22 protein-coding genes and 1 tRNA gene are annotated in these 26,409 nt (G+C 67.5%); 8 read left to right on the forward strand and 15 right to left on the reverse strand.

The genetic code is table 11. From position 1 onward, the window contains the following. Positions 1 to 3 precede the first annotated feature (3 nt). The 6 genes from nuoE to LZ686_RS03235 form a co-directional block, all read right to left on the reverse strand. Positions 4 to 897, reverse strand: coding sequence for an NADH-quinone oxidoreductase subunit NuoE (gene nuoE / locus LZ686_RS03210; RefSeq protein WP_045998810.1), 894 nt, complete (start codon positions 895 to 897; stop codon positions 4 to 6). Next, positions 897 to 2,138: an NADH-quinone oxidoreductase subunit D gene (locus tag LZ686_RS03215; RefSeq protein WP_045998809.1), complete on the reverse strand. Its 1,242-nt coding sequence runs from the start codon at positions 2,136 to 2,138 to the stop codon at positions 897 to 899. Before LZ686_RS03215 ends, nuoE begins: the two co-directional genes overlap by 1 nt. Beyond that, the gene (locus LZ686_RS03220; protein WP_045998808.1) at positions 2,135 to 2,755 is read right to left on the reverse strand and encodes an NADH-quinone oxidoreductase subunit C; all 621 of its coding nucleotides are present in this window, start codon (positions 2,753 to 2,755) and stop codon (positions 2,135 to 2,137) included. The genes LZ686_RS03215 and LZ686_RS03220 overlap by 4 nt, the downstream gene beginning before the upstream one ends. A 2-nt stretch (positions 2,756 to 2,757) precedes the next feature. Continuing rightward, entirely contained in the window at positions 2,758 to 3,282 is a 525-nt protein-coding gene (locus LZ686_RS03225; RefSeq protein WP_176695081.1) for a NuoB/complex I 20 kDa subunit family protein, read from the reverse strand. Continuing rightward, complete coding sequence (gene ndhC / locus LZ686_RS03230; protein WP_206692694.1) at positions 3,282 to 3,599, reverse strand: NADH-quinone oxidoreductase subunit A; 318 nt, start codon at positions 3,597 to 3,599, stop codon at positions 3,282 to 3,284. The genes LZ686_RS03225 and ndhC overlap by 1 nt, the downstream gene beginning before the upstream one ends. 190 nt (positions 3,600 to 3,789) lie before the next feature. Continuing rightward, positions 3,790 to 4,341, reverse strand: a complete 552-nt coding sequence (locus LZ686_RS03235; RefSeq protein WP_148912076.1) for an SH3 domain-containing protein — start codon at positions 4,339 to 4,341, stop codon at positions 3,790 to 3,792. Between the two features lie 152 nt (positions 4,342 to 4,493). Between LZ686_RS03235 and LZ686_RS03240 the strand changes: the two genes are divergently transcribed. Both LZ686_RS03240 and LZ686_RS03245 read left to right on the forward strand, forming a co-directional pair. After that, entirely contained in the window at positions 4,494 to 5,498 is a 1,005-nt protein-coding gene (locus LZ686_RS03240; protein ID WP_148912166.1) for a 2-hydroxyacid dehydrogenase, read from the forward strand. Beyond that, a complete protein-coding gene (locus tag LZ686_RS03245; RefSeq protein WP_349546965.1) occupies positions 5,498 to 6,640 on the forward strand; it encodes an MFS transporter in 1,143 nt (380 codons plus the stop codon). Before LZ686_RS03240 ends, LZ686_RS03245 begins: the two co-directional genes overlap by 1 nt. A gap of 8 nt (positions 6,641 to 6,648) precedes the next feature. On the opposite strand, the gene panB is transcribed toward LZ686_RS03245, so the two are convergent. Both panB and panC read right to left on the reverse strand, forming a co-directional pair. After that, positions 6,649 to 7,458 (reverse strand): 3-methyl-2-oxobutanoate hydroxymethyltransferase, encoded by an 810-nt coding sequence (gene panB / locus LZ686_RS03250; RefSeq protein WP_349546966.1) that lies wholly within the window; start codon positions 7,456 to 7,458, stop codon positions 6,649 to 6,651. Between the two features lie 37 nt (positions 7,459 to 7,495). Further along, positions 7,496 to 8,341, reverse strand: a complete 846-nt coding sequence (gene panC, locus LZ686_RS03255) for a pantoate--beta-alanine ligase (RefSeq protein WP_349546967.1) — start codon at positions 8,339 to 8,341, stop codon at positions 7,496 to 7,498. A gap of 152 nt (positions 8,342 to 8,493) precedes the next feature. Here panC and LZ686_RS03260 point away from each other — a divergent pair, with 152 nt between their 5' ends. Further along, positions 8,494 to 10,986: a GcvT family protein gene (locus LZ686_RS03260; protein WP_349546968.1), complete on the forward strand. Its 2,493-nt coding sequence runs from the start codon at positions 8,494 to 8,496 to the stop codon at positions 10,984 to 10,986. A gap of 295 nt (positions 10,987 to 11,281) precedes the next feature. Here LZ686_RS03260 and LZ686_RS03265 read toward each other — a convergent pair. Both LZ686_RS03265 and uvrA read right to left on the reverse strand, forming a co-directional pair. After that, positions 11,282 to 11,356 (reverse strand) — tRNA-Gly (locus LZ686_RS03265). Positions 11,357 to 11,481: 125 nt separating this feature from the next. After that, positions 11,482 to 14,349 carry an excinuclease ABC subunit UvrA gene (gene uvrA / locus LZ686_RS03270; RefSeq protein WP_349546969.1) on the reverse strand — a complete coding sequence of 956 codons (2,868 nt, stop codon included), beginning with the start codon at positions 14,347 to 14,349 and terminating at the stop codon, positions 11,482 to 11,484. A 221-nt stretch (positions 14,350 to 14,570) separates the two neighbouring features. On the opposite strand from uvrA, the gene LZ686_RS03275 reads away from it, so the two are divergent. Further along, positions 14,571 to 18,005, forward strand: coding sequence for a pyruvate carboxylase (locus LZ686_RS03275; RefSeq protein ID WP_349546970.1), 3,435 nt, complete (start codon positions 14,571 to 14,573; stop codon positions 18,003 to 18,005). Between the two features lie 121 nt (positions 18,006 to 18,126). Here the strand turns inward: LZ686_RS03275 and LZ686_RS03280 are convergent, their stop codons facing one another. The 5 genes from LZ686_RS03280 to infC all read right to left on the reverse strand — a co-directional run bounded on the left by LZ686_RS03280 (position 18,127) and on the right by infC (position 22,766). Then, positions 18,127 to 18,498, reverse strand: coding sequence for a hypothetical protein (locus LZ686_RS03280; protein WP_127898890.1), 372 nt, complete (start codon positions 18,496 to 18,498; stop codon positions 18,127 to 18,129). Between the two features lie 31 nt (positions 18,499 to 18,529). Continuing rightward, positions 18,530 to 20,554, reverse strand: a complete 2,025-nt coding sequence (locus LZ686_RS03285) for a M3 family metallopeptidase (protein WP_349546971.1) — start codon at positions 20,552 to 20,554, stop codon at positions 18,530 to 18,532. Between the two features lie 27 nt (positions 20,555 to 20,581). After that, positions 20,582 to 21,610 carry a HesA/MoeB/ThiF family protein gene (locus tag LZ686_RS03290; protein ID WP_349547118.1) on the reverse strand — a complete coding sequence of 343 codons (1,029 nt, stop codon included), beginning with the start codon at positions 21,608 to 21,610 and terminating at the stop codon, positions 20,582 to 20,584. A gap of 20 nt (positions 21,611 to 21,630) precedes the next feature. Beyond that, on the reverse strand, positions 21,631 to 22,110 hold the full coding sequence (gene dut / locus LZ686_RS03295; protein WP_349546972.1) for a dUTP diphosphatase: 480 nt from the start codon (positions 22,108 to 22,110) through the stop codon (positions 21,631 to 21,633). A gap of 74 nt (positions 22,111 to 22,184) precedes the next feature. Beyond that, positions 22,185 to 22,766 (reverse strand): translation initiation factor IF-3, encoded by a 582-nt coding sequence (infC, locus tag LZ686_RS03300; RefSeq protein WP_425277555.1) that lies wholly within the window; start codon positions 22,764 to 22,766, stop codon positions 22,185 to 22,187. Positions 22,767 to 22,926: 160 nt separating this feature from the next. Between infC and LZ686_RS03305 the strand changes: the two genes are divergently transcribed. The 4 genes from LZ686_RS03305 (at position 22,927) to fabB (ending at position 26,399) form a co-directional block, all read left to right on the forward strand. After that, positions 22,927 to 23,652: a hypothetical protein gene (locus tag LZ686_RS03305; protein ID WP_148912067.1), complete on the forward strand. Its 726-nt coding sequence runs from the start codon at positions 22,927 to 22,929 to the stop codon at positions 23,650 to 23,652. A gap of 8 nt (positions 23,653 to 23,660) precedes the next feature. Next, positions 23,661 to 24,527 (forward strand): glycosyltransferase family protein, encoded by an 867-nt coding sequence (locus tag LZ686_RS03310; protein WP_371706146.1) that lies wholly within the window; start codon positions 23,661 to 23,663, stop codon positions 24,525 to 24,527. Between the two features lie 108 nt (positions 24,528 to 24,635). Continuing rightward, positions 24,636 to 25,145: a bifunctional 3-hydroxydecanoyl-ACP dehydratase/trans-2-decenoyl-ACP isomerase gene (fabA, locus tag LZ686_RS03315; protein WP_349547119.1), complete on the forward strand. Its 510-nt coding sequence runs from the start codon at positions 24,636 to 24,638 to the stop codon at positions 25,143 to 25,145. 24 nt (positions 25,146 to 25,169) lie between these two features. Beyond that, the gene (fabB, locus tag LZ686_RS03320) at positions 25,170 to 26,399 is read left to right on the forward strand and encodes a beta-ketoacyl-ACP synthase I (RefSeq protein ID WP_349546973.1); all 1,230 of its coding nucleotides are present in this window, start codon (positions 25,170 to 25,172) and stop codon (positions 26,397 to 26,399) included. The last annotated feature ends 10 nt before the right edge of the window (positions 26,400 to 26,409 follow it).

Raw genomic sequence — 26,409 nt, forward strand, 5'->3', positions numbered from 1 at the left:
CGGTCAGTCGCGGTCCTTGTCATCCTTGCGCACATCGGCCGGTTCGCGCGCCGAAACCGGGCGCGCGGCCGAACTGGCCTGCGCCTCCTGCTCGGTCACGCCGGTCGAATCGACCGGTGCCCCGTCCGACGGGCGCGGTTCGCGTTCCGGCGCGGTGTCCACCCCGGTCTGGTCGTCCGCCGCGGCATCGGGCTTGCGGCGCCATTTCGTCAGGATCGGAACCTCGGTCCCGTCGATCCGCTTCAGCGTCTCGCCCAGGTCAGAGGCCAGTTGCACGCTGGCGTTGTGACCCTCCTGCCCCTTCAGATCCGCCAGGCTGGTCAGTCCGCTGACGGGTTCGGATGCAAAGCGGCCGGTCTGCGATCCGGGCACCGGAACCTCTCCGGCCGACATGCGGTCGATCAGCGCCTCGAGGCTCTCGGGCGTCAGATCCTCGTAGTAGTCCTTGCCGATCTGGGCCATGGGGGCGTTGGCGCAGGCGCCAAGGCACTCGACCTCCTCCCAGCTGAACTTGCCGTCGGCCGACAGGGTATGCGGCGTGGGCGCGATCTTGCGCTTGCAGACCGCGACCAGGTCCTCGGCTCCGCAGATCATGCAGGTCGTGGTGCCGCAGATCTGGATGTTCGCAACAGTCCCAACGGGTTGCAGCTGGAACATGAAGTAGAACGTCGCCACTTCCAGCGCCCGGATATAGGCCATGCCCAACAGTTCGGCGCAATATTCGATGGCGGGACGCGACAGCCAGCCTTCCTGTTCCTGGGCACGCCACAGGACAGGAATGATTGCCGATTGCTGACGACCCTCGGGGTATTTGGTGATCTGTGCCTGCGCCCATTCCAGGTTCGCAGGCGTGAATTCGAAACTGTCCGGCTGGACGGGGTGCAGGCGGCGCAGCATCAGCGGTCAACCTCTCCGAAGACGATATCCTGGGTGGCGATCAGGGCCGGGACGTCGGCCAGCAGATGGCCCTTGGACATCCAGTCCATGGATTGAAGGTGCAGGAACCCCGGCGCGCGAAGTTTCGCACGATAGGGACGGTTGGTGCCGTCGCTGACCAGATAGACGCCGAACTCGCCCTTGGGGGCCTCGACGGCGGCATAGACCTCTCCGGCGGGAACGCGGAAGCCCTCGGTGTACAGCTTGAAGTGATGGATCAGGCTTTCCATGTCCCGCTTCATGTCGCCCCGCTTGGGCGGGGTCAGCTTGCCGCGGGCCAGAACCTCGCCCGGCCCTTCGGCCCGCAGCTTGGCGATCGCCTGCTTCATGATCAGCGTCGATTCACGCATTTCCTGCATCCGGCACAGGAAACGGTCATAGCAGTCGCCGTTCGTACCGACCGGGATCTTGAAGTCGAACTCGTCATAGCATTCGTAAGGCTGGCTGCGACGCAGGTCCCAGGCCATGCCCGATCCGCGCACCATCACGCCCGAGAAACCCCAATCCAGCGCATCCTGTTCGGACACGATGCCGATGTCGACCAGCCGCTGCTTGAAGATGCGGTTTTCGGTCAGCAGCGTGTCCAGATCGTCCAGAACCTTGGGGAAACGCTCGCACCACGCCTCCATGTCGTCCAGCAGGTCGGGGGTCAGGTCCTGATGGACGCCGCCCGGCCGGAAATAGGCTGCATGCAGACGCGCGCCCGATGCGCGTTCATAGAAGATCATCAGATCCTCGCGCGCCTCGAAACCCCATAGCGGCGGGGTCAGGGCGCCGACGTCCAGCGCGCCGGTCGTCAGGCCCAGAAGGTGGTTCAGGATACGCCCCACCTCGCAGAACAGCACCCGGATCAGGCTGGCGCGGCGCGGCACGACCGTCCCGGTCAGACGTTCGATCGCAAGGCACCAGGCGTGTTCCTGGTTCATCGGCGACACGTAATCCAGCCGGTCGAAATACGGCAGGTTCTGAAGATAGGTCCGGCTTTCCATCAGCTTCTCGGTGCCGCGGTGCAGCAGGCCGATATGCGGGTCGGCGCGTTCCACGACCTCGCCGTCCAGCTCCAGCACCATGCGCAGCACACCATGCGCGGCAGGGTGTTGCGGACCGAAGTTGATGTTGAAGTTGCGAATGCGCTGTTCGCCGGTCACCAGGTCGTGGCTGCCGTCGTCATAGCTGTTCGCGCGGATGTCGCCGTCCATCATTTCGCGGCCCCCTTTTCGTCGCCGGGCAGGGCGTATTGCACGCCTTCCCAGGGCGACAGGAAATCGAACTGCCGGTATTCCTGCACCAGCGACACGGGCTCATAGATCACGCGCTTTTCGGCGTCGTCATATCGAACCTCGACATAACCGGTGGTCGGAAAGTCCTTGCGCAGCGGATGGCCGGAAAAGCCATAGTCGGTCAGGATGCGGCGCAGGTCCGGATGACCGGTGAACAGGATCCCGAACATGTCGAAGATCTCGCGCTCGAACCAGTTTGCGGCGGGATAGATCGCGGTCAGCGTCGGCAGCATCTCATCCTCGCGGATGGCGACCTTCACGCGGATGCGGTGGTTCTGGTACATCGACAGGAAGTGCCAGACCACGTCGAAACGCTGCTGGCGCGACGGGTAATCGACGGCGGTGATGTCGACCAGCGTGGAAAACCGGCAGCTGCTATCGCTGCGGAGGAAATCCAGCAGATCCAGGATGCCGCTGGCCGTGGCCGTCACGGTCAGTTCGCCAAAGGCCACGTCGGTGCCGATGACCTCGTTCGGGCGGCGCAGCTTGATGTGCTCGGCCAGCTGGTCCAGCGCGTCGGGATCGGTATAGGTCGCCATGATCACCTCACCAGCGTGCCGGTGCGCCGGATGCGGCGCTGAAGTTGCAGGATGCCGTAAAGCAGCGCCTCGGCGGTCGGCGGGCAGCCGGGGACATAGATGTCCACGGGCACGATCCGGTCGCATCCGCGCACCACGGAATAGCTGTAATGGTAATAGCCGCCGCCATTGGCGCAGCTGCCCATGCTGATGACGTAACGCGGTTCCGGCATCTGGTCATAGACCTTGCGCAGCGCCGGGGCCATCTTGTTGGTCAGCGTGCCCGCCACGATCATCAGGTCCGACTGGCGCGGGGAGGCGCGCGGCGCGGTCCCGAAGCGTTCAAGGTCATAGCGCGGCATCGAGGTCTGCATCATCTCGACCGCGCAGCAGGCCAGGCCGAACGTCATCCAGTGCAGCGAGCCGTTGCGCGCCCAGTTGATGATGTCCTCGGTCGTGGTCAGCAGGAATCCCTTGTCCTGCAGCTCCGCGTTCAGGGCCTTGGTCGCGTATTCGCGATCGGGTCCGGCGGTGTTCGCCCCTGCCATCACGCCCATTCCAAGGCTCCTTTCTTCCACTCGTAGGCAAAGCCCACGGTCAGCACGCCCAGGAACGCCATCATCGACCAGAACGCGGTCTCGCTGATCGCCTGGAAGCTGACCGCCCAAGGAAACAGGAACGCGACCTCGAGGTCGAAGATGATGAACAGGATCGACACCAGATAGAATCGCACGTCGAACTTCATCCGCGCGTCGTCGAACGGGTTGAAGCCCGACTCATAGGCACTGACCTTTTCGGGGTCGGGATTGCGCACGGCGATGACGAACGCGGACAGCAGCAAGATCAGCGCAAGCGCCGAGGCCATCGCCGCGAAGACGAGGATGGGCAGATAGTCCTGCGTAATGTTTTGCACGGGTGACGATCCCCTTGTCGGTCGCGGGGATCACGGCTGACCCCGCGACGGGTTGGCTGAGTGCGGTTTAGACCCGTGACCGTCCGGGGTCAACGGGCGCAGGGGATCGAAAGCGCGGCGAATTGTTGCAATGCGGCGCGGATCAGTCGCGGATTTCGCCCGCGTCCACGCCCCAGATCGCCGTCTTGGGCACCCAGCCCCGCTGGCCGCCGCCCGACACGCGGCACCATTCGGGCTCGCATTCGTTCAGCCGCAGGATGGCCCCGGCCTCGGCCCGCGCCACGATGTCGGAATCGCGATGCGGCCGGGCGCGCAGTTCCAGCATGTCCTGGGTGACCAGGGCGGTGCGGACCCCCGACAGCAGCGCATAGTGGATCCAGCCCCCTGCCCCGTCCTTGTCCTCGACCCGGCGCCAATGACCGAATTCGGCCACCACCCGCAGCGGCATCCCCGCATGGCGGAACACCCAGTCGATGCGGTGCGACAGGCTGGGCCCGCGACGGGCGTTGCCTTCGTTGCCCTTCAGGCTGACATAGCGGGGCAGCGGCAGGTTGGTCACCGGACCCCGCTGTTCGGTCGCACCCTGGCTTTGTTGCGGTTCGCTTTGGGCCATCGCCTGCGGGGCGGCAGCCCCCATCATCGCCACAAGCGCAAGTGCCACCCTTGCGCCCGTCCTGCCTGGCCGTGCCGTCATGCGTTGTCCGTTCCTGTCCTGTGCGGGGCGCGGACGCCCCTTCTGGGGTCTTGTGCCTGCCCCTCAACGCGGGCAGTTTGCCAAAAGCGTCCGCCGATGGGAAGGGCGTGCCTGCAGGCGACCGATCAAGGCTCTGACACAGTGAGGTGACCATGCCCGCCACCCCCGCAGCCCCCCGCAGCAGACTGCGCGTCGCCGTGACGCGCCGCCTGCCCGAGGCGGTCGAGACCCGCATGTCCGAACTGTTCGACGTGGCCCTGCGCGACGACGACCGCAAGATGTCGTCCGATCAGCTGGTATCGCTGATGCAGGACGCGGACGTCCTGGTGCCGACCGTGACCGACCAGATCACCGCCGCCATGCTGGCCCGCGCGGGCGAACGGCTGAAGCTGATCGCGAATTTCGGCGCGGGCATCGACCATATCGACGTGATGTCCGCCCGCCAGCGCGGCGTGCTGGTCAGCAACACCCCCGGCGTCGTGACCGAGGACACCGCCGACATGACGCTGGCGCTGATCCTGGCCGTGACGCGCAAGATCCCCGAGGGCCTGGCCGAGATGCAGGCCGGACGCTGGCAGGGCTGGTCGCCCACCGCCCATCTGGGCGGCCGCGTCGGCGGGCGGCGTCTTGGCATCCTGGGCATGGGCCGCATCGGCCAGGCCGTCGCGCGCCGCGCCGCCGCCTTCGGCATGCAGGTCCACTATCACAACCGCCGCCGCCTGCGCCCCGAGATCGAGGAAGCCCTGGGCGCGACCTGGTGGGAGAGCCTGGACCAGATGCTGGCGCGCATGGACATCGTCAGCGTGAACGCGCCGCACACGCCCTCGACCTTCCACCTTCTGAACGCGCGTCGGCTGAAGCTAATGAAGCCGACCGCCGTGATCGTGAACACCTCGCGCGGCGAGGTCATCGACGAGAACGCCCTGACCCGCATGCTGCGCGCCGGAGAGATCGCGGGCGCGGGCCTGGACGTCTTCGAGCATGGCCACGAGATCAACCCCCGCCTGCGCGAGCTGCCCAACGTCGTCCTGCTGCCGCATATGGGCAGCGCGACCGTCGAGGGCCGCGCCGAGATGGGCGAGAAGGTGATCATCAACATCAAGACCTTTGCCGACGGGCACCGCCCGCCCGACCTGGTCGTGCCGTCGATGCTGTGATGACGATGCGTTGGGCCGTGTCGGCCCTGTTTTTCGTGAACGGCCTGCTGGTGGGCAGCTGGGCGCCGAAAATTCCCGTCCTGATGGAACGGCTTGGCATCACCGAGGCCAGCGCCGGGGTGATCGTGCTGGGGCTGGGCCTGGGCTCGATCTGCGTGATGCCGCTGTTCGGGGCGATGGTTGCACGGGCCGGATCGGCCAGCGCGGTGCGGCTGGCCGCGTGGCTGGCCGCGCCGTCGATGATCTGGATCTCTCTGGCGCCGACCTATTGGACGGTGGCGGCGACCGTGGTGCTGTTCGGCGGCATGGTCGGCGGCATGGACGTGGCGATGAACGCCAACGCGGTCGCGGTGGAACGCGCGCGCGGCCGGGCGATCATGTCGTCCTGCCACGGGTTCTGGAGCCTGGGCGCCTTTGCCGGCGCCGCCGCGGGCGGCTGGCTGATCCAGCGATTCGGGGAACTGGCCCATGCCGCCGTCATCACCGCGGTCTTTGCGCTGGTGCTGCTGTGGGCGCTGCCGCGGCTGCTGCAGGACGCCCCCGAGGCGGGCGCGCCCAAGGCGCCGCTGCGCCTGCCGCGCAGCCCCCTGCCCTGGCTGATCGGGCTGATGGCCCTGGCCGCGATGATTCCCGAAGGTGCGATCCTGGACTGGGCCGCCGTCTATCTGCAGCGCGAGATGGGCGCGTCGCTGTCCGTCGCGGGCCTGGGCTTTGCCGCCTGCGCGGGCACGATGGCGGCGATGCGCTTTGCGGGCGACCGGCTGCGCCGGCGCTTTGGCGCGGTCACCACCCTGCGCGCCAGTTCGACCGTGGCGATGGCGGGCCTGGTCCTGGCCGGGCTGTCGAGCAGCCCCGCCCCGGCGATCGCGGGGTTCGCGCTGGCGGGGATCGGCATCGCGAACATGGTGCCCATCGCCTTTTCCGCGGCCGGGAACGTGCCGGGGCTTGCCGCAGGCATGGGCCTGTCGGTGGTCACGATGATGGGCTATTCCGGCATCCTGCTGGCGCCGGGCAGCATCGGTTTCCTGGCCGAACACCTCAGCCTTGGCACCATCTATCTGGGACTTGCCGCCCTGCTGCTGATCCCGCTGCTGCTGTCCCGCCTGGCCGCCACCGCCGATTTCGAACCGCGCGACGACTAAGCGCCGCCTTAGCGGTACAGTTCGGCCGCGGCAGGAAAGCTGCGGTCACGGACCGCGGCCGCATAGGCGGCGATGGCCTGGTCGGCCTCTTTGCCCAGTTCCCCGAACCGGCGGACAAAGCGCGGCACGCGACCCGACAGGCCCAGCATGTCGTCCAGCACCAGGATCTGCCCGTCGCAGCGCGCGCTGGCGCCGATGCCGATGGTCGGCACGGCGATGGCATCGGTGATCTGATCGGCCAAGCCCTCCATCACCCCCTCGACCACGACGCTGAACGCGCCCGCATCGGCGACCGCGCGGGCATCCGCGACGAAGGCGGGCCAGGTGGCCGGATCGCGGCCCTGCGTCTTGAAGCCGCCCATCGTGTTCGTGGCCTGCGGCGTCAGGCCGACATGGGCCATGACCGGGATGCCGCGGTCGACCAGAAAGCGGATGGTGGGGGCCATGCGGGCGCCCCCCTCCAGCTTGACGGCGCCGGCGCCGGTCTGGGCCATCACGCGGGCGGCGTTGCGGAACGCCTGTTCCGGCGATTCCTCATAACTTCCGAAGGGCATGTCGATGACGACCATGGCGCGGTCGGACCCGCGCATGACGGCCTGGCCGTGCAGGATCATCATCTCCAGCGTGACCCCGATCGTCGAAGGCAGGCCGTGGACCACCATGCCCAGGCTGTCGCCCACCAGGATCACGTCGGCATGGGCATCGACCATCGCCGCCATCGGCGCGGTATAGGCGGTCAGCGCGACGATGGGGGTCGAGCCCTTGCGGTCGGCGATCTGGGGCGCGGTGACGCGGCGGACGGGGGCTTGCGCGGACATGGGTCGGCCTTTCAAGGAATGCGCGGGGCCGCGCGGGTCATGGATGGGCGGTGCGCTGGTCGATCAGCAGCACGTCGCCGAAACGGACGGCCAGCAGGATCGCCACCGGACCGCCCACGACGGCGATGCGTGACAGATCGCGCGCGTCGCGGATGTCGATCGAGCGGATGTCGGCCCGCGGTTCCGTGGACAGGATGGCGCGGATCTGGCGGCGCAGCAGGCTGACGGGTGTACCCATCGCGACCGATTCCGCCGCATGGTCCAGCGCACGGGCCAGCACCGGGGCGGCTGCGCGATCCTCTGCCGTCAGGCGCTGGTTGCGCGAGGACATGGCCAGCCCGTCGGGTTCGCGCACGGTGGGCACGGGCAGGATGGTCACGGGAATGTCCAGGTCCTCGACCATGCGGGTGATCAGGGTCAGCTGCTGATAGTCCTTTTCGCCGAAGGCCGCGGCCTGGGGCTGGACGATGTTGAACAGCTTGGTGACCACGGTCGCCACGCCGCGGAAATGGCCGGGGCGCAGGCGGCCCATCAGGATGCCGCCCAACTGCGTCACCTGCACATGGGTCTGCGCGCCGGGGCGCCAGATGTCGGACACCTGCGGTAGGAACGCCGCGTCGCAGCCGGCCTCGCGCAGCAGGTCCAGGTCCTGCGCCTCCTGCCGGGGATACTTGTCCAGATCCTCGTTCGGGCCGAACTGCGCGGGGTTCACAAAGATCGAGGTCACCACCCGGCCGCCGCCCTGCCGGTCCAGCCAGTCGCGGGCCCGCGCGACCAGGGTCAGGTGGCCCTGATGCAGCGCGCCCATCGTCGGCACCAGGGCTGTGCGGCCCGCGTCCCGGCGCCAGGCGCGCATGGCGTCGGTGCTGCGGCAGATGTCCATGGTGCCCCCTTGTTGGCGTGGGCCGCAACCTAGCGACGGGGGCGGGTCTGGGCAAGGCCATGTCGTTTTTCGCCCGCAGATGTCGGGCGCCTTTGACGCGGCGTTTCACCGATGGGGCATCACAGGCGAAACGGTTCCAACAGGAGAGCGCGATGACGTCGCATGTGAAGGTTCTGGTCGTGGGCGGGGGCGCGGTCGGATGCGGCATCGCGCTGCATCTGGCGCGCGCGGGCTGGGACACGCTGCTGGTCGAACGCGACGAGCTGACCGCCGGATCGACCTGGCACGCAGCGGGGCTGCTGCCCCTGTTCAACATGGGCTATGCGACCAGCCATATCCACGATTACTCGGTCAAGCTCTATGCCGGGTTGGAGGCCGAGACGGGGCTGAACGCGGGCTTCACCCGCTGCGGCAACCTGCGCATGGCGCAGACGGATGCGCGGATGGACGAGTACATGCTGTATTCCGCCACCGCCGAGACGATCGGGATCGAGCATCAGTTCCTGACCCCCGCCCAGATTAAGGAGCGCTGGCCGCTGGTCCGCACCGAAGACCTGAAGGGCGCGCTGTTCCACCCGACCGACGGATACATCAACCCCGCCGACGTGACCCAGGCCATGGCCAAGGGCGCACGGATGGCGGGCTGCCGGATCGAGCGCAAGATCCAGGTGAACGCCTATCGCTGGACCGGCAGCGAATGGGTCGTGACGGTGGAAAAGATGGTGGATCGCGGCGGCAACCTGATCCCGTCCGGAGAGGTCTATGACATCCACGCCGAACATGTGGTGACCGCGACCGGCAACCACGCACAGCGCACGGCCAAGCTGCTGGGCATCAAGATCCCCGCCATTCCGGTCGAACACCAGTTCATCGTGACCGAGCCCGACCCCGCCCTGATGCGCTGGCGCGCCGAGGGAAACCCCGAACACCCGGTCCTGCGCGATGCGGACGCCAAGTGGTATGTCCGTGAGGAGCGCGGCGGCTGGATCCTGGGGCCCTATGAGAAGGGTGCGCCCGCGCGGTTCGAATATGGCGTGCCCGACAGCTTCCGCGCCGACCTGTTCCCCCTGGATCTTGAGCGGATCGAGGGGGAGTACATGGCGATGATCCACCGGATTCCGACGTCGGAGACGGTGGGTCTGAAGGACGACTTCAACGGCCCGATCTGCTATACCCCCGACGGCAACCCGCTGGTCGGACCCGCGCCCGGCCTGCGCAACATGTGGCTGGCCGAGGGGTTCAGCTTTGGCATCACCGCAGCAGGCGGCGTGGGCCATTACCTGGCGCAGATGATGACCCAGGGCGAGGCCGAGATCGACATGGCCAGCCTGGACCCGCGCCGGTTCGGGTCCTGGATGACCACGGAATACGCCGCACGCAAGAACGAGGAGGCCTATGACCACGTCTTCATCCTGCACCATCCCGACGAGGAACGGCCCGCCTGCCGCCCGCTGCGTACCTCGCCTGCCTATGACCGGCAGGCGGCGCATGGGGCGCAGTTCGGCTGTGTGAACGGGTGGGAGCGCCCGAATTACTACGGGCCCGAGGGCTTTGACGACCATGACAGCCGCAGCTTCCGTCGCGGCGGTTGGTGGCAATACGCAAAGGCCGAGGCCGAGGCCGTGCGCCAGACGGCGGGGCTGGTCGATGCGACGGCCTTCGCCAAGCACACCGTCACCGGGCCGGGGGCGACGGCATTCCTGGACTGGCTGACCACCAACAAACTGCCCAAGGTGGGGCGGATCAACCTGACCTATGCGCTGACCGATGCCGGGACGGTGCGGACCGAATACACGATCGTGCGGCGCGGAGAGCAGGATTACTACCTGGTCAGCGCCGGGGCCTGGACGGATTACGACCGCGACAACCTGCTGAAATCGGCGCAGGATTTCATGGCCGCCGGGGGCGAATACGTCCATGTGCAGGACGTGACCACGCAATGGGGCGTCTTTGCCCTGGCAGGGCCTGAGAGCCGGAACATCCTGGCCCGGATGATCCGTGACGCGGAACCTGCGACCGCCCTGTCGAACAAGCGCTTTCCCTGGTTGTCGATGCGCAACATAGAGCTGGGCATGGTACCGGTCATGGCCATCCGCGTCGCCTATACCGGCGAGCTGGGATGGGAGCTGCACCACCCGATCGAGATGCAGAACCACCTGTTCGACAAGCTGATCGCCGCCGGAGAGCCGTCTGGCATGAAGCTGGTCGGCGCTCGGGCTCAGAACTGGCTGCGCCAGGAGAAGTCGTACCGCGCCTTCGGCACCGAACTGGGCCGGGATGCGACGCCGCTGGAGGCCGGGTTGGACCGGTTCGTGGACCTGGGCAAGGAGTTCCGCGGCAAGGCCGCGATGCAGGCCAAGGGGATCCGGTCCACCTGTGTCACGCTGCTGATCGACGGGCCGGCGGATGCGGACCCCTGGGGCCGCGAGGCGCTGTTCCTGGACGGGGAAAAGATCGGGCGCCTGACCTCGGGTGGCTATTCGGCGGCCTTCGGCAAGCAGATCGGCATGGGCTATGTCCGCCCCGACCTGGCGACGCCCGGCACCAAGCTTCAGGTGCGGATGTTCCGCGAGCTGTATGACGCGGTGGTGACCGAGGACAGCCCGCACGACCCGCAGAACGCCCGCATTCGCGTCGACGGCTGACAAGGTTGCGCAGGCGGTCCCCCCGCGATCGCCTGCGCACGGACGCCAAGGGTACCGATGGTTGGATCGGCCTATGTCGTCACCGATCGACCGGCGTACGGCAAAGCGGCCCTGACCGTGGCTGTCGCATCCGGCGGATCATCCTCCGCGTGCCAACAAAGGCTGCTTGTGCACCCGGAATCACCCAGACCATTGTCGCAGGCAATCATGATGGAATTCGGGCTGTTGCCGCCTGACACCAAGCCGCAGGCGACAAATGACAAAGGCCAGACCCGAAGGTCTGGCCTTTTGTTTTTGGAGCGGGCGAGGCGATTCGAACGCCCGACCCTAACCTTGGCAAGGTTATGCTCTACCCCTGAGCTACGCCCGCACTCCAGTTCCTCTTGCGATCCGTTTCACCGTCTCGCCTTCGGTGAGCGGGTATTTACGAAAGCCCGCCGGGGGGTGCAAGAGGAAAAAACGCACCCTCGGCGATTTTCTTTTGCACCCCCTGCCCTACTCCGCGGCGCGGCTGCGGGCGGGGTTCAGCATGGGTCCAAGATAGCGCCCGGTATGGCTGGCCTCGACCCGCGCGACATCCTCCGGCGTGCCTGCCGCCACGATCACGCCGCCGCCATCGCCGCCCTCGGGGCCGATGTCGATGATCCAGTCTGCCGTCTTGATGACGTCCAGGTTATGCTCGATCACGATGACCGAATTGCCCTGGTCGACCAGCTCGTGCAGCACCTCCAGCAGCTTGCGGACATCCTCGAAATGCAGACCCGTCGTCGGCTCGTCCAGGATATACAGCGTGCGGCCCGTGGATCGGCGCGACAGCTCCTTGGACAGCTTGACGCGCTGAGCCTCGCCGCCCGAAAGGGTCGTCGCCTGCTGGCCCACCTTGATGTAGCCCAGGCCCACCTGCATCAGCGCATCCATCTTCTCGCGGATCGACGGGACGGCGCTGAAGAATTCCTGTGCGTCCTCCACAGTCATGTCCAGCACGTCGGCGATGGACTTGCCCTTGAACTGCACCTCCAGCGTCTCGCGGTTATAGCGCTTGCCCTTGCAGGTCTCGCACTCGACATAGACGTCGGGCAAGAAGTGCATCTCGATCTTGATGACACCGTCGCCCTGGCAGGCCTCGCAGCGCCCGCCCTTGACGTTGAAGCTGAACCGGCCCGGCTTGTAGCCACGCGCCTTGGCCTCGGGCAGGCCCGCGAACCAGTCGCGGATGGGCGTGAAGGCGCCGGTATAGGTCGCCGGGTTCGACCGCGGCGTGCGCCCGATGGGGCGCTGGTCGATGTCGATGACCTTGTCCAGATGCTCCAGCCCCCGGATCGTCTCGCAGGGCGCGGGGGTCTGGCGGGCGCCGTTCAGGCGCAGGGATGCGGTCTTGAACAGCGTCTCGATGGTCAGCGTGGACTTGCCGCCCCCCGACACGCCCGACACGCAGACGAAGCGGCCCAGCGGGAATTCGGCGGTGACGTCTTTCAGGTTGTTGCCGGTCGCCTTGACCACGGTGACCTTCTTGCCGTTGCCCTTGCGGCGGGTCTCGGGGACCTCGATCGCGCGCTTGCCGGACAGATACTGGCCAGTCAGGCTGTCGGGATCGGCGGCAATCTCGGCAGGCGTGCCCTTGCTGACCACGGTGCCGCCATGCACCCCCGCCCCCGGCCCCATGTCAAAGACATAGTCGGCATGGCGGATCGCATCCTCGTCATGTTCGACCACCAGGACCGAGTTGCCCTGGTCGCGCAGGTTCATCAGCGTGGTCAGCAACCGGTCGTTGTCGCGCTGGTGCAGGCCGATGGACGGCTCGTCCAGAACGTACAGCACGCCCGTCAGGCCCGACCCGATCTGGCTGGCCAGGCGAATGCGCTGGCTTTCGCCACCCGACAGCGTGCCCGCCGCGCGCGACAGGGTCAGATAGTTCAGGCCCACGTTGACCAGGAATCCCAGCCGCTCGCGGATCTCCTTGAGAATTGCGGCGGCGATTTCGGCCTTCTGCTTGGACAGGTGGTTCGGCGCGTCGGTGATCCAGTCCAGCGCTTCCTGGATCGACAGCTGCACGACCTCGCCCACGTGGTTGCCGGCGATCTTGACCGCCAGCGCCTCGGGCTTCAGGCGATAGCCTCCGCAGGCGCCGCAGGGGCGGTTGTTCTGATAACGCTCGAACTCCTCGCGCACCCAGGCGCTGTCGGTCTCGCGCAGGCGGCGTTCCATGTTGGGAATCACGCCCTCGAAGACGCGGCTGATCTCATAGACACGGCCGGCGTCGTCGAAGCGGAACTTGATCTCGTCCTTGCCCGACCCGCGCAGGAACATCTGCTGGACGCTGTCGGGCAGATCCTTCCACGGGGTCTTCTTGTCAAAACCGTAATGCTTCGCCAGCGCGTTGATGGTCTGGGTCAGGTAGGCCGACTTGGTCTTGGCCCAAGGCACGATCGCGCCCTTGTCCACCGACAGGGCCGCATCGGGCACGACCAGGCGATCGTCGAAGAACAGCTCGACCCCCAGACCGTCGCAGACCGGGCAGGCGCCGAACGGCGCGTTGAACGAAAACAGCCGCGGCTCGATCTCGGGGATGGTGAAGCCGCTGACGGGGCATGCGAACTTCTCGGAGAAGGTCAGGCGCTCGGGTTCGCCCTCGGCCCCCTCCTCCTGTGCCAGCTCCAGATGGGCGATGCCGTCGGCCAGGTTCAGCGCGGTGCGCAGACTGTCTGCCAGCCGCGTCTCCAGCCCCTCGCGCACGACGATGCGGTCGACCACGATGTCGATGTTGTGGCGGAACTTCTTGTCCAGGGTCGGCGCGTCGTCCAGGTCGTGGAAGGTGCCGTTGATCTTGACCCGTTGAAAGCCCTGGCGGCGCAGCTCGGCCAGCTCCTTCTTGTACTCGCCCTTGCGGTCGCGGACGATGGGGGCCAGCAGATAGGCGCGCGTCCCTTCGGGCAGGGCCATGGTGCGGTCGACCATGTCCTGGACCTGCTGCGCCTCGATCGGCAGGCCGGTCACGGGGGAATAAGGCGTCCCGGCGCGCGCAAACAGCAGACGCAGATAGTCGTAGATCTCGGTGACCGTGCCCACGGTGGAACGCGGGTTCTTGGAGGTCGTCTTCTGCTCGATGCTGATTGCGGGGGACAGGCCGCTGATATGGTCGACATCGGGCTTGCCCATCATGTCCAGGAACTGGCGCGCATAGGCCGACAGGCTTTCGACATAGCGGCGCTGCCCCTCGGCATAGACCGTGTCGAAGGCCAGGGACGACTTGCCGGACCCCGACAGACCGGTGATCACCACCAGCTGATCGCGGGGGATATCCATGTCGACATTTTTCAGATTGTGTTCGCGCGCGCCGCGAACCTCGATGAACTTCTGTTCCATACGTGCCCCTCTGACCAGTCGCATCAGATAGGGACGCTTGGGCGAAAAGCAAGTTCCATCTGCGAACGAAGGCGGAACATCGCTGCGGCACCGTAACATCTGCTGCATCGGCTATCAGCTTTTGGTCGCAGATCGCGGGGCGGAGGCTTCTGGTTATCGCTAACACTTGCGCTGCATCGCAGCACGGATAGGATGCTTGGCAACGAGGAAGGGGGCTTGGCATGTTCAAGAAGATTTTGGTGGCGAACCGGGGCGAGATTGCCATTCGCGTGATGCGCGCGGCCAACGAGCTGGGCAAGAAGACGGTCGCCGTCTATGCCGAGGAGGACAAGCTGGGCCTGCACCGCTTCAAGGCGGACGAGGCCTATCGCATCGGCGAGGGGCTGGGACCGGTCGCGGCCTATCTGTCCATCCCCGAGATCATCCGCGTGGCCAAGCTGTCGGGCGCCGACGCGATCCATCCGGGATACGGCCTGCTGTCCGAGAACCCCGACTTTGTGGATGCCTGCACGGCGGCCGGCATCACCTTCATCGGTCCGCGCGCCGACACGATGCGCGCGCTTGGCGACAAGGCCAGCGCGCGGCGCGTGGCGATCCAGGCGGGCGTGCCGGTGATCCCCGCGACCGAGGTGCTGGGCGAGGATTTCGACGCCATCAAGCGTGAGGCGGCGGATGTCGGCTATCCGCTGATGCTGAAGGCGTCCTGGGGCGGCGGCGGTCGGGGCATGCGTCCGATCAACAGCGAGGCCGAGCTGGTCGAGAAGGTCCGCGAGGGTCGCCGCGAGGCCGAGGCCGCCTTCGGCAATGGCGAGGGTTATCTGGAGAAGATGATCCTGCGCGCCCGCCATGTCGAGGTGCAGCTGCTGGGCGACACGCATGGCGGCCTCTATCACCTGTATGAACGCGATTGCACCGTGCAGCGCCGCAACCAGAAGGTCGTCGAACGCGCCCCCGCCCCCTATCTGACCGAGGACCAGCGTGCCGAGGTCTGCGGCCTGGCGCTGAAGATCGGGCAGGCCGTCGGCTATCAGAACGCCGGCACGGTCGAGTTCCTGATGGATATGGACAGCCAGCAGTTCTACTTCATCGAGGTGAACCCCCGCGTCCAGGTCGAGCATACCGTGACCGAGGAGGTCACCGGCATCGACATCGTGCAAAGCCAGATCCGCATCGCGGAGGGCGAGACACTGGCCGATGCCACGGGCCATGCCAGCCAGTCCGACATCACCCTGTCGGGCCATGCCCTGCAATGCCGGGTGACCACGGAAGACCCGCAGAACAACTTCATCCCCGATTACGGCCGCATCACCGCCTATCGGTCGGCCACCGGCATGGGCATCCGCCTGGACGGCGGCACGGCCTATTCGGGGGGCGTCATCACGCGCTATTACGATTCGCTGCTGGTCAAGGTCACGGCCTGGGCGCAGACCCCCGACCAGGCGATCCGCCGCATGGACCGCGCGCTGCGCGAGTTCCGGGTGCGCGGCGTCAGCACCAACATCGACTTCGTCATCAACCTGCTGAAACATCCGACCTTTCTGGACGACACCTACACGACCAAGTTCATCGACACGACCGACGATCTTTTCGACTTCAAGAAGCGTCAGGACCGCGCGACCAAGATCCTGACCTATCTGGCCGACATCAGCGTGAACGGGCACCCCGAGACCGCGGGCCGCGCCCTGCCCCCGGCCCAGGCCCGCGCGCCGGTCCCGCCCGCCCCCAAGGCCGCCCCCGCGCCCGGCGCCCGCCAGTTGCTGGAGACCCAGGGCGCCCAGGCCGTGGCCGACTGGATGGCCGCCCAGACCCAGCTGCTGATCACCGACACCACGATGCGCGACGGGCACCAGTCGCTGCTGGCGACACGGATGCGGTCGATCGACATGATCCGCGTGGCGCCCAGCTATGCCGCGAACCTGCCGCAGCTGTTCAGCGTGGAATGCTGGGGGGGCGCGACCTTCGACGTGGCCTATCGCTTCCTGCAGGAATGCCCCTGGCAGCGCCTGCGCGACATCCGTGCGCAGATGCCCAACCTGATGACGCAGATGCTGCTGCGCGCGTCGAACGGCGTGGGTTACACCAACTATCCCGACAACGTGGTGCAGTTCTTCGTGAAACAGGCCGCCGAAACCGGGGTCGATGTGTTCCGCGTCTTCGACAGCCTGAACTGGGTCGAGAACATGCGCGTCGCGATGGACGCCGTGATCGAGTCGGGCAAGATCTGCGAAGGCACGGTCTGCTATACCGGCAACATGCTGGACCCCGACCGGTCCAAATACGACCTGCAGTATTACGTGAAAACCGCGCAGGAGCTGAAGGCCGCGGGCGCGCATGTGCTGGGCCTGAAGGACATGGCAGGCCTGCTGAAGCCGCCCGCCGCCCGCATCCTGATCAAGGCCCTGAAGGAGGAGGTCGGCCTGCCGATCCACTTCCACACACACGACACCAGCGGCATGGGCGGTGCGACCATCCTGGCCGCGGCCGATGCGGGCGTCGATGCCGTCGATTGCGCGATGGACGCGCTGTCGGGCAACACCAGCCAGCCGACCCTGGGGTCCGTGGTCGAGGCATTGGCCCAGACCGATCGCGACACCGGCCTGGACATCGGCGCCGTCCGCGCCATCAGCAACTATTGGGAACGCGTGCGCGAAAGCTATGCCGCGTTCGAATCGGGCCTGCAGTCCCCGGCCTCCGAGGTCTATCTGCATGAGATGCCCGGCGGGCAGTTCACCAACCTGAAATCGCAGGCCCGCAGCATGGGTCTGGAGGATCGCTGGCACGAGGTCGCACAGGCCTATGCCGACGTGAACCGGATGTTTGGCGACATCGTCAAGGTCACGCCGTCGTCCAAGGTCGTGGGCGACATGGCGCTGATGATGGTGTCCCAGAACCTGACCCCCGAGGACGTCATGAACCCCGACCGCGACATGTCCTTCCCCGATTCGGTGGTGGACATGATGCGCGGCAACCTGGGCCAGCCCCCCGGTGGCTGGCCGCGGGCGATCCAGGCCAAGGTGCTCAAGGGAGAGACCCCGATCACCGACCGCCCCGGTGCCCATCTGGAGCCCGTCGACCTGGAGGCCGAGCGCGCCAAGCTGTCAGAGATGCTGGACGGCAAGACCATCGACGATGAGGATCTGAACGGATACCTGATGTATCCCAAGGTCTTCACCGACTACATGCAGCGCCATGAGACCTATGGCCCGGTGCGCACCCTGCCGACCCGCACCTTCTTCTACGGCATGGAGCCGGGCGATGAGATCAGCGTCGAGATCGACCCCGGCAAGACGCTGGAGGTCCGCCTGCTGACCCTGGGAGAGACCGACGAGACCGGCCAGATGAAGGTCTTCTTCGAACTGAACGGCCAACCGCGTCAGGTCCGCGTTCCGAACCGCTCCGCCACCGGCGCGCAGGCGGCGCGCCCCAAGGCCGATGCCGCGAACCCCGGCCATGTCGGCGCGCCGATGCCGGGCGTCGTGGCGTCCGTCGGCGTCGCCCAGGGCGCTCAGGTCAAGCAGGGCGATCTGCTGCTGACGATCGAGGCGATGAAGATGGAGACCGGCCTGCACGCCGACCGCGACGGCACCATCAAGGCGCTGCATGTCGGCCCCGGCCAGCAGATCGACGCCAAGGACCTCCTGGTCGAGATCGAGTGACCCACAGGGCCGGGGAACGCCGCCCCGGCCCGGCACGACCGCGCCGCGTCAGCGGCGCCTCAGGCCCGGGCGGCAGCACGCCGACCATCGGTCGGCATCCCCGCCCCGGCCTGTCACACCCTCAACCGTCACAGCGCTGGTAAAGGCGCGTGCCCCCCGCATCAGTCAGGCGCAGCACCGCCCCCTCCATCGTGGCGCTGACGGCACGCGTGTCCGTCATGCCCTCGCTGGAACAGCTCAGCGTCATCGCCCCGTCCGCCCCCACAGCACTGCGCGTGCAGCGTGCCTCGTAGAACCGCCAGCTTTCCCCCGCCAGCGTCAGCCGCGTCTCCGAGGCCGGATCCCCGCAGGCCTCGGCCCGCAGATCATAGGTCCCGTCGACCAGCGCCGCGCCGCCTTGCGCGGGGGGCGGCACGGCGCCGCCGCCGGTCTCGGTCTTGCAGGCCGCGAGGGCCAGCGCCGCCATCAGGGCGGCGGGCAGGATGGGGGTCATGGGTCTTCTCCTTCTTCCTGTCGCGCGGGCCTCAGTCCAGCCCGCGCCCTTTCAGCAGGGCATCGACGCCCGGCATGCGGCCCCGAAAGGCCATCCACAGCTGATCCGCCGGGGCAGACCCGCCCTTGGACAGGATCGTCTCTTCCAGCCGCCGCGCCGTTGCGGGGTCGAAGATGTCGCCCGTCTCGGCGAAGGCCGCAAAGGCATCCGCGTCCATCACCTCGGACCACATGTAGCTGTAATAGCCCGCCGCATAGCTGTCGCCCGCAAAGACATGCGCGAAATGCGGCGTCGCATGACGCATGGGGATGGCGTCCGGCGCCTCCAGCCCCGTCAGCACCTCGGCCTGCCGTGCCATCGGGTCGGATGCCGGCGCACCCTCATGGAAGGCCAGGTCCACCAGCGCGCTCTCCAGATATTCCACGGTCGAGAACCCTGCCCCGGCCTTGCCCGCCGCCAGCATCCGGTCGCGCAGGTCGGCTGGCAGGACATCACCGGTCCCATGGTGGCGCGCATGGGCGTCCAGCACCGCGGGCTGCTCCAGCCAGTGTTCATAAAGCTGGCTGGGCAGCTCCACGAAATCCTGCGCGACCGATGTTCCCGAGATCGAGGGCCAGGTCACGTCCGACAGGATGTGATGCGTCGCGTGGCCGAATTCGTGGAACAGCGTGCGCGCATCGTCCCAGGACAGGAAGGCCGGCCCACCCGGCTGGTCCGGCGGGGTGAAGTTGCAGACGTTGACCACGATCGGCCTCTGACCGTCACCGATCTTGTGCTGCATCTGCAAGGCCGAACACCACGCCCCCGACCGCTTGGACGGCCGCGCGAAATAGTCGCCCACAAAGACGGCCATCAGCTGACCGTCGCGGGTGATCCGCCAGGCGCGCACGTCGGGCGCCCAGAGCGGCGCCTCCAGCGGCTGGAACTCCAGCCCGAACAGGCGATGCGCCACGTCGAAGACAGCACCCAGCATCGCGTCCAGCGTCAGATAGGGGGCCACGTCATCGGCGTCGAAATCATGCGCGCGGGCGCGATGCCGTTCGGCATAGAGGCGCCAGTCCCAAGCCTCCAGCGGACCGTTGACACCGTCCTCGTGCAGCATTTGGCCCAGCACTTGCTGATCGGACAGCGCGCGAGCGCGCGCCGCGGTCCAGACCTGGGACAGCAGGTCGCGCACGCGGTCGGGCGTCGCCGCCATCTGCGTCTCCAGCTTGTAGCTGGCGAAATCGGCATAGCCCAACAGCTGCGCGCGCTCATGGCGCAGGGCCAGGATCTCGGAGACCAGCGGCAGGTTGTCGGTCGCCGCGCCGCCTGCCCCCGACCCCGACCCGCGCGCGGTCCAGGCCCGGAACGCCGTCTCGCGCAACGCGCGGTCCTGCGCATGTTCCAGGAAGGGTACGATCAACGAACGGTTCAGCGTCACCACCTGTCCCGTCATGCCGCGTTCGCGCGCCGCCGCCCGCATGGCACGGACCAGCCAGTCTGGCAGACCCGCCAGGGCATCGTCGACCACGGACAGGACATAATCGCGTTCGTCCGTCAGCACGTTCTGGGTGAACTCGGTGGTCAGCACGGCCAGCCGGGCGCGGATCTGGGCCATGCGGGCGCGGCCCGCCTCGTCCAGGCCCGCCCCGGCCCGCGTAAAGTCGCGCAGCGCCAGTTCGGTTATGCGCCGATCCTCGGGCGACAGGCCGTCGGCGGCGGCCGCCACGGCGCGCACGCGGGCGTACAGACGCGGATCCATGCTGATCCGGCTGCCGTATTCGGCAAGCCTGGGGGCGAAATCACGCTGCAGCGCCTGGCGCGCGTCGTTCGAATCGACCCCGGCCAAGGTGTAGAACACCGAAAGGACGCGGTTCAGATCCTCATCCGCGGTCTCCATCGCCGCAATGGTGTTGGCAAAGTCGGGCGCGTCGGGGTTGGCGGCGATCGCCTCGTTCGCGGCTTCGGCCGCGGCCAGCGCCTGATCGAAGGCGGGGGCGAAATCCGTGTCGTGGATCAGGTCGAAACGCGGCAGGCCTTCGGGGCCGGTCCAGCGGGTCAGTTGCGGGTTCATCAAGACCTCCTGTCGTCGACAGGCAGCCTAGGGTTGCGCAGCGCCGGGTTCCAGCGCCGATTGCGCCCCGCAGACCGGACAGGCCGGGTCCTGCGCGCAGGCGATCGTCCTGGTTTCGCCATAGAGCCCGTCGAACAGCATCATCCTGCCGCGCAGGCCCTGTCCCGCGCCGGTCAGGTGCTTGATCGCCTCCAGCGCCATCAGGCTGCCGATCACGCCGGGCAGCGCGCCGACCACCCCCGCGTCGGCGCAGGGGGCGTCGCGTTCGGGAGCCACGGGGAACAGGCAGGCCATGCAGGGCCCGCCGCGGGCCGGGTCGAACAAGGTCACCTGCCCCTCCCATTGGCCGATGGCGCCCGACAGCAGGGGCACGCCCGCCGCCACGCAGGCCCGGTTGATCGCGGCGCGGCCCGCGAAACTGTCGGTGCCGTCGATGACCAGATCATGTCCCGCGATCAGGTCGCTGTCGCCTTCGGTGATGCGGCGGATCAGGGGCGTCACGTCCAGATGCGGGTTCAGCCGCAGCATCGCCTCGGCCGCGGCATAAGCCTTGGGTTCGCCGCGCAGATCGTCGCGAAAGATCACCTGGCGCTGCAGGTTGGACAGGCTGACCGTGTCGTCATCGGCCAGCGTGATCCGCCCCACCCCGGCTGCAGCCAGGTACAGGCAGACGGGCGAGCCCAGCCCCCCTGCCCCGACGACCAGCACCCGGGCGCCCTTCAGCCGCATCTGACCCGCACCGCCGATCTGGTGCAGGACCAGATGGCGGGCATAGCGGTCCAGCTCTGCGTCCGACAGCCCAGCATCGCGGGTCACGGGCGCGGGCGCGGGCGTGGCCTGAACGCGCAGTCGCGCCAGCAGCCGGCGATAGCCGATGACCAGCATCACCACCGCGCCCAGAACCAGCCAGCCCGCTGCGCTGCCACCAAGGGCGGCGGCGGCACCGCTGCCCGGCGCGATCACCTGCAGCGACAGCATGCCGACCCATAGGATCCCTACCATCAGCAGCACCACTTGGCGTGGCAGATGCAGCACCCGGCCCAAAATCAGCAGCATCACGATCAGGAAGACGCCGGTCACAGCCCCGCCCCCCCGGTGGAACCGAACCCGCCCTGCCCGCGCGCGGTGTCGTCCAGCGCGTCGACCAGTTCGAACCGAGTCTGCGGCGCGGGGGCCACGACCATCTGGGCGATCCGGTCGCCGTGGCGGATGGTGAACGGCGCATCGCCCAGGTTCAGCACGATCACCCCCAGGGGGCCGCGATAGTCGCAGTCGATGGTGCCGGGGCTGTTGGGCAGGGTCAGGCCGTGCTTCAGGGCCAGCCCGGACCGGGGGCGGACCTGGACCTCCCACCCCTGCGGGATGGCCAGGGCCAGCCCGGTGGGGATCAGCGCGCGGCCCATCGGCGGCAGGGTCACCCCCTGCAGCCGGTCCGCGGGGGCCAGGTTGGCGCACAGGTCGGCCCCCGCCGCCCCCGCCGTCTGATAGGACGGCAGCGGAAGGGTGGGGTCGGCATCGGGAAGGCGCATCACGCGCAGGACAGGCTGGTGGGTCATGCCCCTATCCATGCAACGCAAAAGGCCGCGCGGCAATGCCGCACGGCCTTTCAGCATGTCGCAGGCGGGATGGATCAGCGCGGAGCGATCATCATCACCATCTGGCGACCTTCCAGCTTGGGCATGGTCTCGACCTTGCCGGCCTCTCCGACGTCGTCGCGGACGCGGTGCAGCAGTTCCAGGCCAAGATCCTGGTGGGCCATCTCGCGGCCGCGGAAGCGCAGGGTCACCTTGACCTTGTCGCCACCTTCCAGGAACTTCAGCACGCTGCGCATCTTGACATCATAGTCGTGGGTATCGGTTCCCGGACGGAACTTGATCTCCTTGACCTCGATGACCTTCTGCTTCTTGCGGGCCTCGGCCTCGCGTTTCTGCATCTCGTACTTGTACTTGCCGAGGTCCATGACCTTGCAAACCGGGGGGGCCGCGTTCGGCGAAATCTCGACCAGATCCAGCCCGGCATCCTGTGCCATCTGCATGCCGACCGACGGCGGCACGACGCCGATGTTTTCCCCTTCGGGACCGATCAGGCGAATTTCGGACACGCGGATGCGTTCGTTGGTGCGGGGACCGGTGTCACGTTGGGGCGGTGCGTTATGCGGGCGGCGGGCTATGGCGTTGCTCCTTTTATGGCCAATGCGAAGTGACAGGAAAATAAGGGCAACCGCGTCATTATTCAACCGGAATTGATCAGGACGGGGCGCAATTCGGCCCTGCGGCGACCCGATCCAGGGGCAATCGGGGGGTGCGGCGCTTTTCCGGCGCGGGGGGCTGTGTCATAGAGTGTGCAAATGCCGTGAACATCAGGGGTCCATGATGCCGAAACTGTTGCCCATCGTCGTGATTCTGGTTCTGGCCGCGGGGGGCGCGTCATACCTGATGCAAGGCCGCACCGACGAACCCGTTGAAATGGCCCAGGCCCCCGAGGCCCCGACCGCGGCCCCCGACACCGTCGCGGGCGACGCCGCGCGCCTGGCCGACGATGCCGCCGACGCCGCACAGACCGCCGCGGAAACCGCGGACGAGGCCCCCGCGACAGAGGCGACGGACAGCCAGGATGCGGCCAATGCCGCAGCCGATGCGGCCGCCGACGCCGCCGCCATCGCCGCCGATGCCGCGGCCGAGGCCGTCGCCGCATCGAACGACACCGGCGCCGCCCCCGCCAGCGACGCGGCGGACGCCGCCGAAGCTGCGGCCGAGGCCGCGCTGGACGCCGCCGACCGGGCCGCGGCCGCCGCCGCGGGCGCCACCGCGGGCGTCACCGGCCTGACCGCCGACGCGGCCGCGCAGGAGGCCGCCAGCGCCGCGCAGGACGCGGCAGAGGCCGCCGCCGAGACGGCCGATGCCGCCACCGTCGCCGCCCGGATCGAGGCGCTGCTGACCCCCGAGGGCTTCGATCGCGCCCAGGTCGACAGCATCATCGACGGCGCCGCCATCCCCGACACGCAGAAGCAGACGCTCAAGCAGCTGGTGTCGCAGGCAGAGGGCGACCCCGCCCTGCTGGCCGCCGCGCTGGAGCAGGTCAAGGCGGTCATGCGCTGATGACGGTCCTGCCGATCCGGGACATGGCGCCGTTCCTGGCCGGGCGGCCCGCCGTCCTGGCCCGCGGACCGCTTGCCGTGATCCTGGTCGAAGACGACACGGCCGTCGCGGCGACGCTGCGCCATCATCTGGACCGGGGCTTTCGCCACATCCTGCTGATGTCGGACCAGCCGCAGGATCTGCCCGACGCGATGGCCGCGCAGGTGACGCAGCTGCGTTACGACCCGCGCAGGCCCGCGGCCCATGTCCAGGCGGTGAACGCGGTGATCCGCGCCGTGCCGACCGGCACCTGGCTTTACTACGGCTTCAACGCCGAGTTCCTGTTCTATCCCTTCTGCGAGACCCGAAGCGTCGGAGAGATGCTGGCCTTTCACACCGAGGAACGGCGCGCCGCGATGCTGTCCTATGTGATCGATCTTTATGCGGGTGATCTGCGGGCCTGCCCCGACGCGGTCGATCTTGACGGGGCGCTGTTCGACCGGACGGGATACTATGCCCTGGGCCGTCGCGGCACGGACGGCCAGATCCGCGAACGCCAGCTGGACTTTCATGGCGGCCTGCGCTGGCGCTATGAGGAGTTCCTGCCGGCAGACCGTCGCCGCATCGACCGCATCGCGCTGTTCCGCGCCGCCCCCGGCCTGACGGTGACCGCCGACCACCGCTTCTCGATCGAGGAGTACAACACCTACTCCTGTCCCTGGCACCACAACCTGACGGCCGCGGTGGCGTCCTTTCGGGTCGCCAAGGCGCTGGTACGCAATCCCGGATCGCGCGAACAGGTCCGCGACATGACCTGGCGCAATTCGCACCGCTTCGACTGGACCAGCCAGCAGCTGATGGACCTGGGCCTGATGGAGCCGGGACAGTGGTTCTAGACGGCTGCGGCTTGCCCTTGCGCGGGTCTTGCCCCGGATGATAGACCCTGCGGCAACCTGAAAAACCGACCGGCCCGCAGGGGCTGCACAGATGAAGGCATGACCCGGATGGCATTGACCCAGACCAGCTTCGACCGCGACGACCTGCTTGCCTGCGCGCGCGGAGAACTGTTCGGCCCCGGAAATGCCCAGCTGCCCGAACCGCCCATGCTGATGATGGACCGCATCACCGACGTGTCCGAGGACGGCGGCGCGCATGGCAAGGGCCATATCGTCGCCGAATTCGACATCACGCCCGACCTGTGGTTCTTCGGCTGCCACTTTCCCGGCAATCCGATCATGCCCGGCTGCCTGGGCCTGGACGGGCTGTGGCAGCTGACCGGCTTCAACCTGGGCTGGCGCGGCTGGCAGGGTCGCGGCTATGCCCTGGGCGTCGGAGAGGTCAAGCTGACCGGCATGGTCCGCCCCGATCGCAAGCTGTTGCGCTATACCGTCGATTTCACCAAGGCCATCCAGACCCGCCGCCTGACCATGGGCGTCGCCGACGGCCGGGTCGAGGCCGACGGAGAGCTGATCTATCAGGTCAAGGACATGAAAGTGGCCCTGTCGGCCAGCTGACCCCACCATTTCAAGGAGGCCCCCATGCGTCGTGTCGTCATCACCGGGCTTGGCATCGTATCCCCCATCGGCAACAACGCCGATGAAGTCACCGAAAGCCTGCGCGCGGGCAAGTCGGGCATCGTCGCGGCCCCCGAATACGCCGAACACGGCTTTCGCAGCCAAGTCCACGGCATGCCGCAGATCGTGCTGGAGGACCATATCGACAAGCGCAACCTGCGCTTCATGGGTCCGGGCGCGGCCTACAACTTCCTGGCCATGGAACAGGCCATCGCCGACAGCGGGCTTGAGGAAGGCGACGTCTCGAACCCGCGGACCGGCCTGATCATGGGATCGGGCGGCCCGTCCACGTCGAATTTCTTCCAGGCGCACCAGACGGTGATCGAAAAGGGCAGCCCCAAGCGCATGGGCCCGTTCATGGTCACCCGCTGCATGTCGTCCACCAATTCGGCTTGTCTGGCGACGCCCTTCAAGATCAAGGGCGTGAACTATTCCATCACCTCGGCCTGCGCGACCTCCGCGCATTGCATCGGCAACGGGGTCGAGCAGATCCAGATGGGCAAGCAGGACATCGTCTTTGCCGGCGGCGGCGAGGAACTGGACTGGACGCTGTCGTGCCTCTTCGACGCGATGGGTGCGATGTCGTCGAAATACAACGACACGCCCGCGACCGCATCGCGCCCCTATGACGCGACCCGCGACGGGTTCGTGATCGCGGGCGGCGGCGGCGTCGTCGTGCTGGAGGAGCTGTCGCACGCCCTGGCGCGCGGCGCCAAGATCTATGCCGAGGTCACCGGTTACGGTGCCACCAGCGACGGTTACGACATGGTCGCCCCGTCCGGCGAGGGCGGCGAGCGCGCGATGCGCGTGGCCATGGCCACCCTGCCCGAGGGTCGCAAGGTCAGCTATATCAACGCGCATGGCACCTCGACCCCGGTCGGCGATCTGGGAGAGATCAAGGCCATCCGCCGCATCTGGGGCGAGGGTTCGACCCCGCCCGTCAGCTCGACCAAGTCGCTGACCGGGCATTCGCTTGGCGCAACCGGCGTGCACGAGGCGATCTACAGCCTGTTGATGTTGCAGAATGACTTCATCGCCGCATCCGCGAACGTGACGACGCTGGACCCCGAGATTCAACCGGGCGAGATTGCAACCAGCCGCGTGGACAACGCCGGGTTGGATTCGGTCCTGTCGAACAGCTTCGGCTTTGGCGGCACGAATGCCACCCTGCTGATGTCGCGCTATCAGGACTGACGCAAAGGAC

The organism is Paracoccus sp. NFXS7, from assembly GCF_040148865.1.
In the GTDB taxonomy this organism is placed as follows: domain Bacteria; phylum Pseudomonadota; class Alphaproteobacteria; order Rhodobacterales; family Rhodobacteraceae; genus Paracoccus; species Paracoccus marcusii.

What these genes read in the sequence shown, in the direction of transcription:
- nuoE (WP_045998810.1), bottom strand. Translation starts at nt 897, where the DNA reads ATGCTGCGCCGCCTGCACCCCGTCCAGCCGGACAGTTTCGAATTCACG.
- LZ686_RS03215 (WP_045998809.1), bottom strand. Translation starts at nt 2,138, where the DNA reads ATGATGGACGGCGACATCCGCGCGAACAGCTATGACGACGGCAGCCAC.
- LZ686_RS03220 (WP_045998808.1), bottom strand. Translation starts at nt 2,755, where the DNA reads ATGGCGACCTATACCGATCCCGACGCGCTGGACCAGCTGGCCGAGCAC.
- LZ686_RS03225 (WP_176695081.1), bottom strand. Translation starts at nt 3,282, where the DNA reads ATGGCAGGGGCGAACACCGCCGGACCCGATCGCGAATACGCGACCAAG.
- ndhC (WP_206692694.1), bottom strand. Translation starts at nt 3,599, where the DNA reads ATGGCCTCGGCGCTTGCGCTGATCTTGCTGCTGTCCGCGTTCGTCATC.
- LZ686_RS03235 (WP_148912076.1), bottom strand. Translation starts at nt 4,341, where the DNA reads ATGACGGCACGGCCAGGCAGGACGGGCGCAAGGGTGGCACTTGCGCTT.
- LZ686_RS03240 (WP_148912166.1), top strand. Translation starts at nt 4,494, where the DNA reads ATGCCCGCCACCCCCGCAGCCCCCCGCAGCAGACTGCGCGTCGCCGTG.
- LZ686_RS03245 (WP_349546965.1), top strand. Translation starts at nt 5,498, where the DNA reads ATGACGATGCGTTGGGCCGTGTCGGCCCTGTTTTTCGTGAACGGCCTG.
- panB (WP_349546966.1), bottom strand. Translation starts at nt 7,458, where the DNA reads ATGTCCGCGCAAGCCCCCGTCCGCCGCGTCACCGCGCCCCAGATCGCC.
- panC (WP_349546967.1), bottom strand. Translation starts at nt 8,341, where the DNA reads ATGGACATCTGCCGCAGCACCGACGCCATGCGCGCCTGGCGCCGGGAC.
- LZ686_RS03260 (WP_349546968.1), top strand. Translation starts at nt 8,494, where the DNA reads ATGACGTCGCATGTGAAGGTTCTGGTCGTGGGCGGGGGCGCGGTCGGA.
- uvrA (WP_349546969.1), bottom strand. Translation starts at nt 14,349, where the DNA reads ATGGAACAGAAGTTCATCGAGGTTCGCGGCGCGCGCGAACACAATCTG.
- LZ686_RS03275 (WP_349546970.1), top strand. Translation starts at nt 14,571, where the DNA reads ATGTTCAAGAAGATTTTGGTGGCGAACCGGGGCGAGATTGCCATTCGC.
- LZ686_RS03280 (WP_127898890.1), bottom strand. Translation starts at nt 18,498, where the DNA reads ATGACCCCCATCCTGCCCGCCGCCCTGATGGCGGCGCTGGCCCTCGCG.
- LZ686_RS03285 (WP_349546971.1), bottom strand. Translation starts at nt 20,554, where the DNA reads ATGAACCCGCAACTGACCCGCTGGACCGGCCCCGAAGGCCTGCCGCGT.
- LZ686_RS03290 (WP_349547118.1), bottom strand. Translation starts at nt 21,610, where the DNA reads ATGCTGCTGATTTTGGGCCGGGTGCTGCATCTGCCACGCCAAGTGGTG.
- dut (WP_349546972.1), bottom strand. Translation starts at nt 22,110, where the DNA reads ATGACCCACCAGCCTGTCCTGCGCGTGATGCGCCTTCCCGATGCCGAC.
- LZ686_RS03305 (WP_148912067.1), top strand. Translation starts at nt 22,927, where the DNA reads ATGCCGAAACTGTTGCCCATCGTCGTGATTCTGGTTCTGGCCGCGGGG.
- fabA (WP_349547119.1), top strand. Translation starts at nt 24,636, where the DNA reads ATGGCATTGACCCAGACCAGCTTCGACCGCGACGACCTGCTTGCCTGC.
- fabB (WP_349546973.1), top strand. Translation starts at nt 25,170, where the DNA reads ATGCGTCGTGTCGTCATCACCGGGCTTGGCATCGTATCCCCCATCGGC.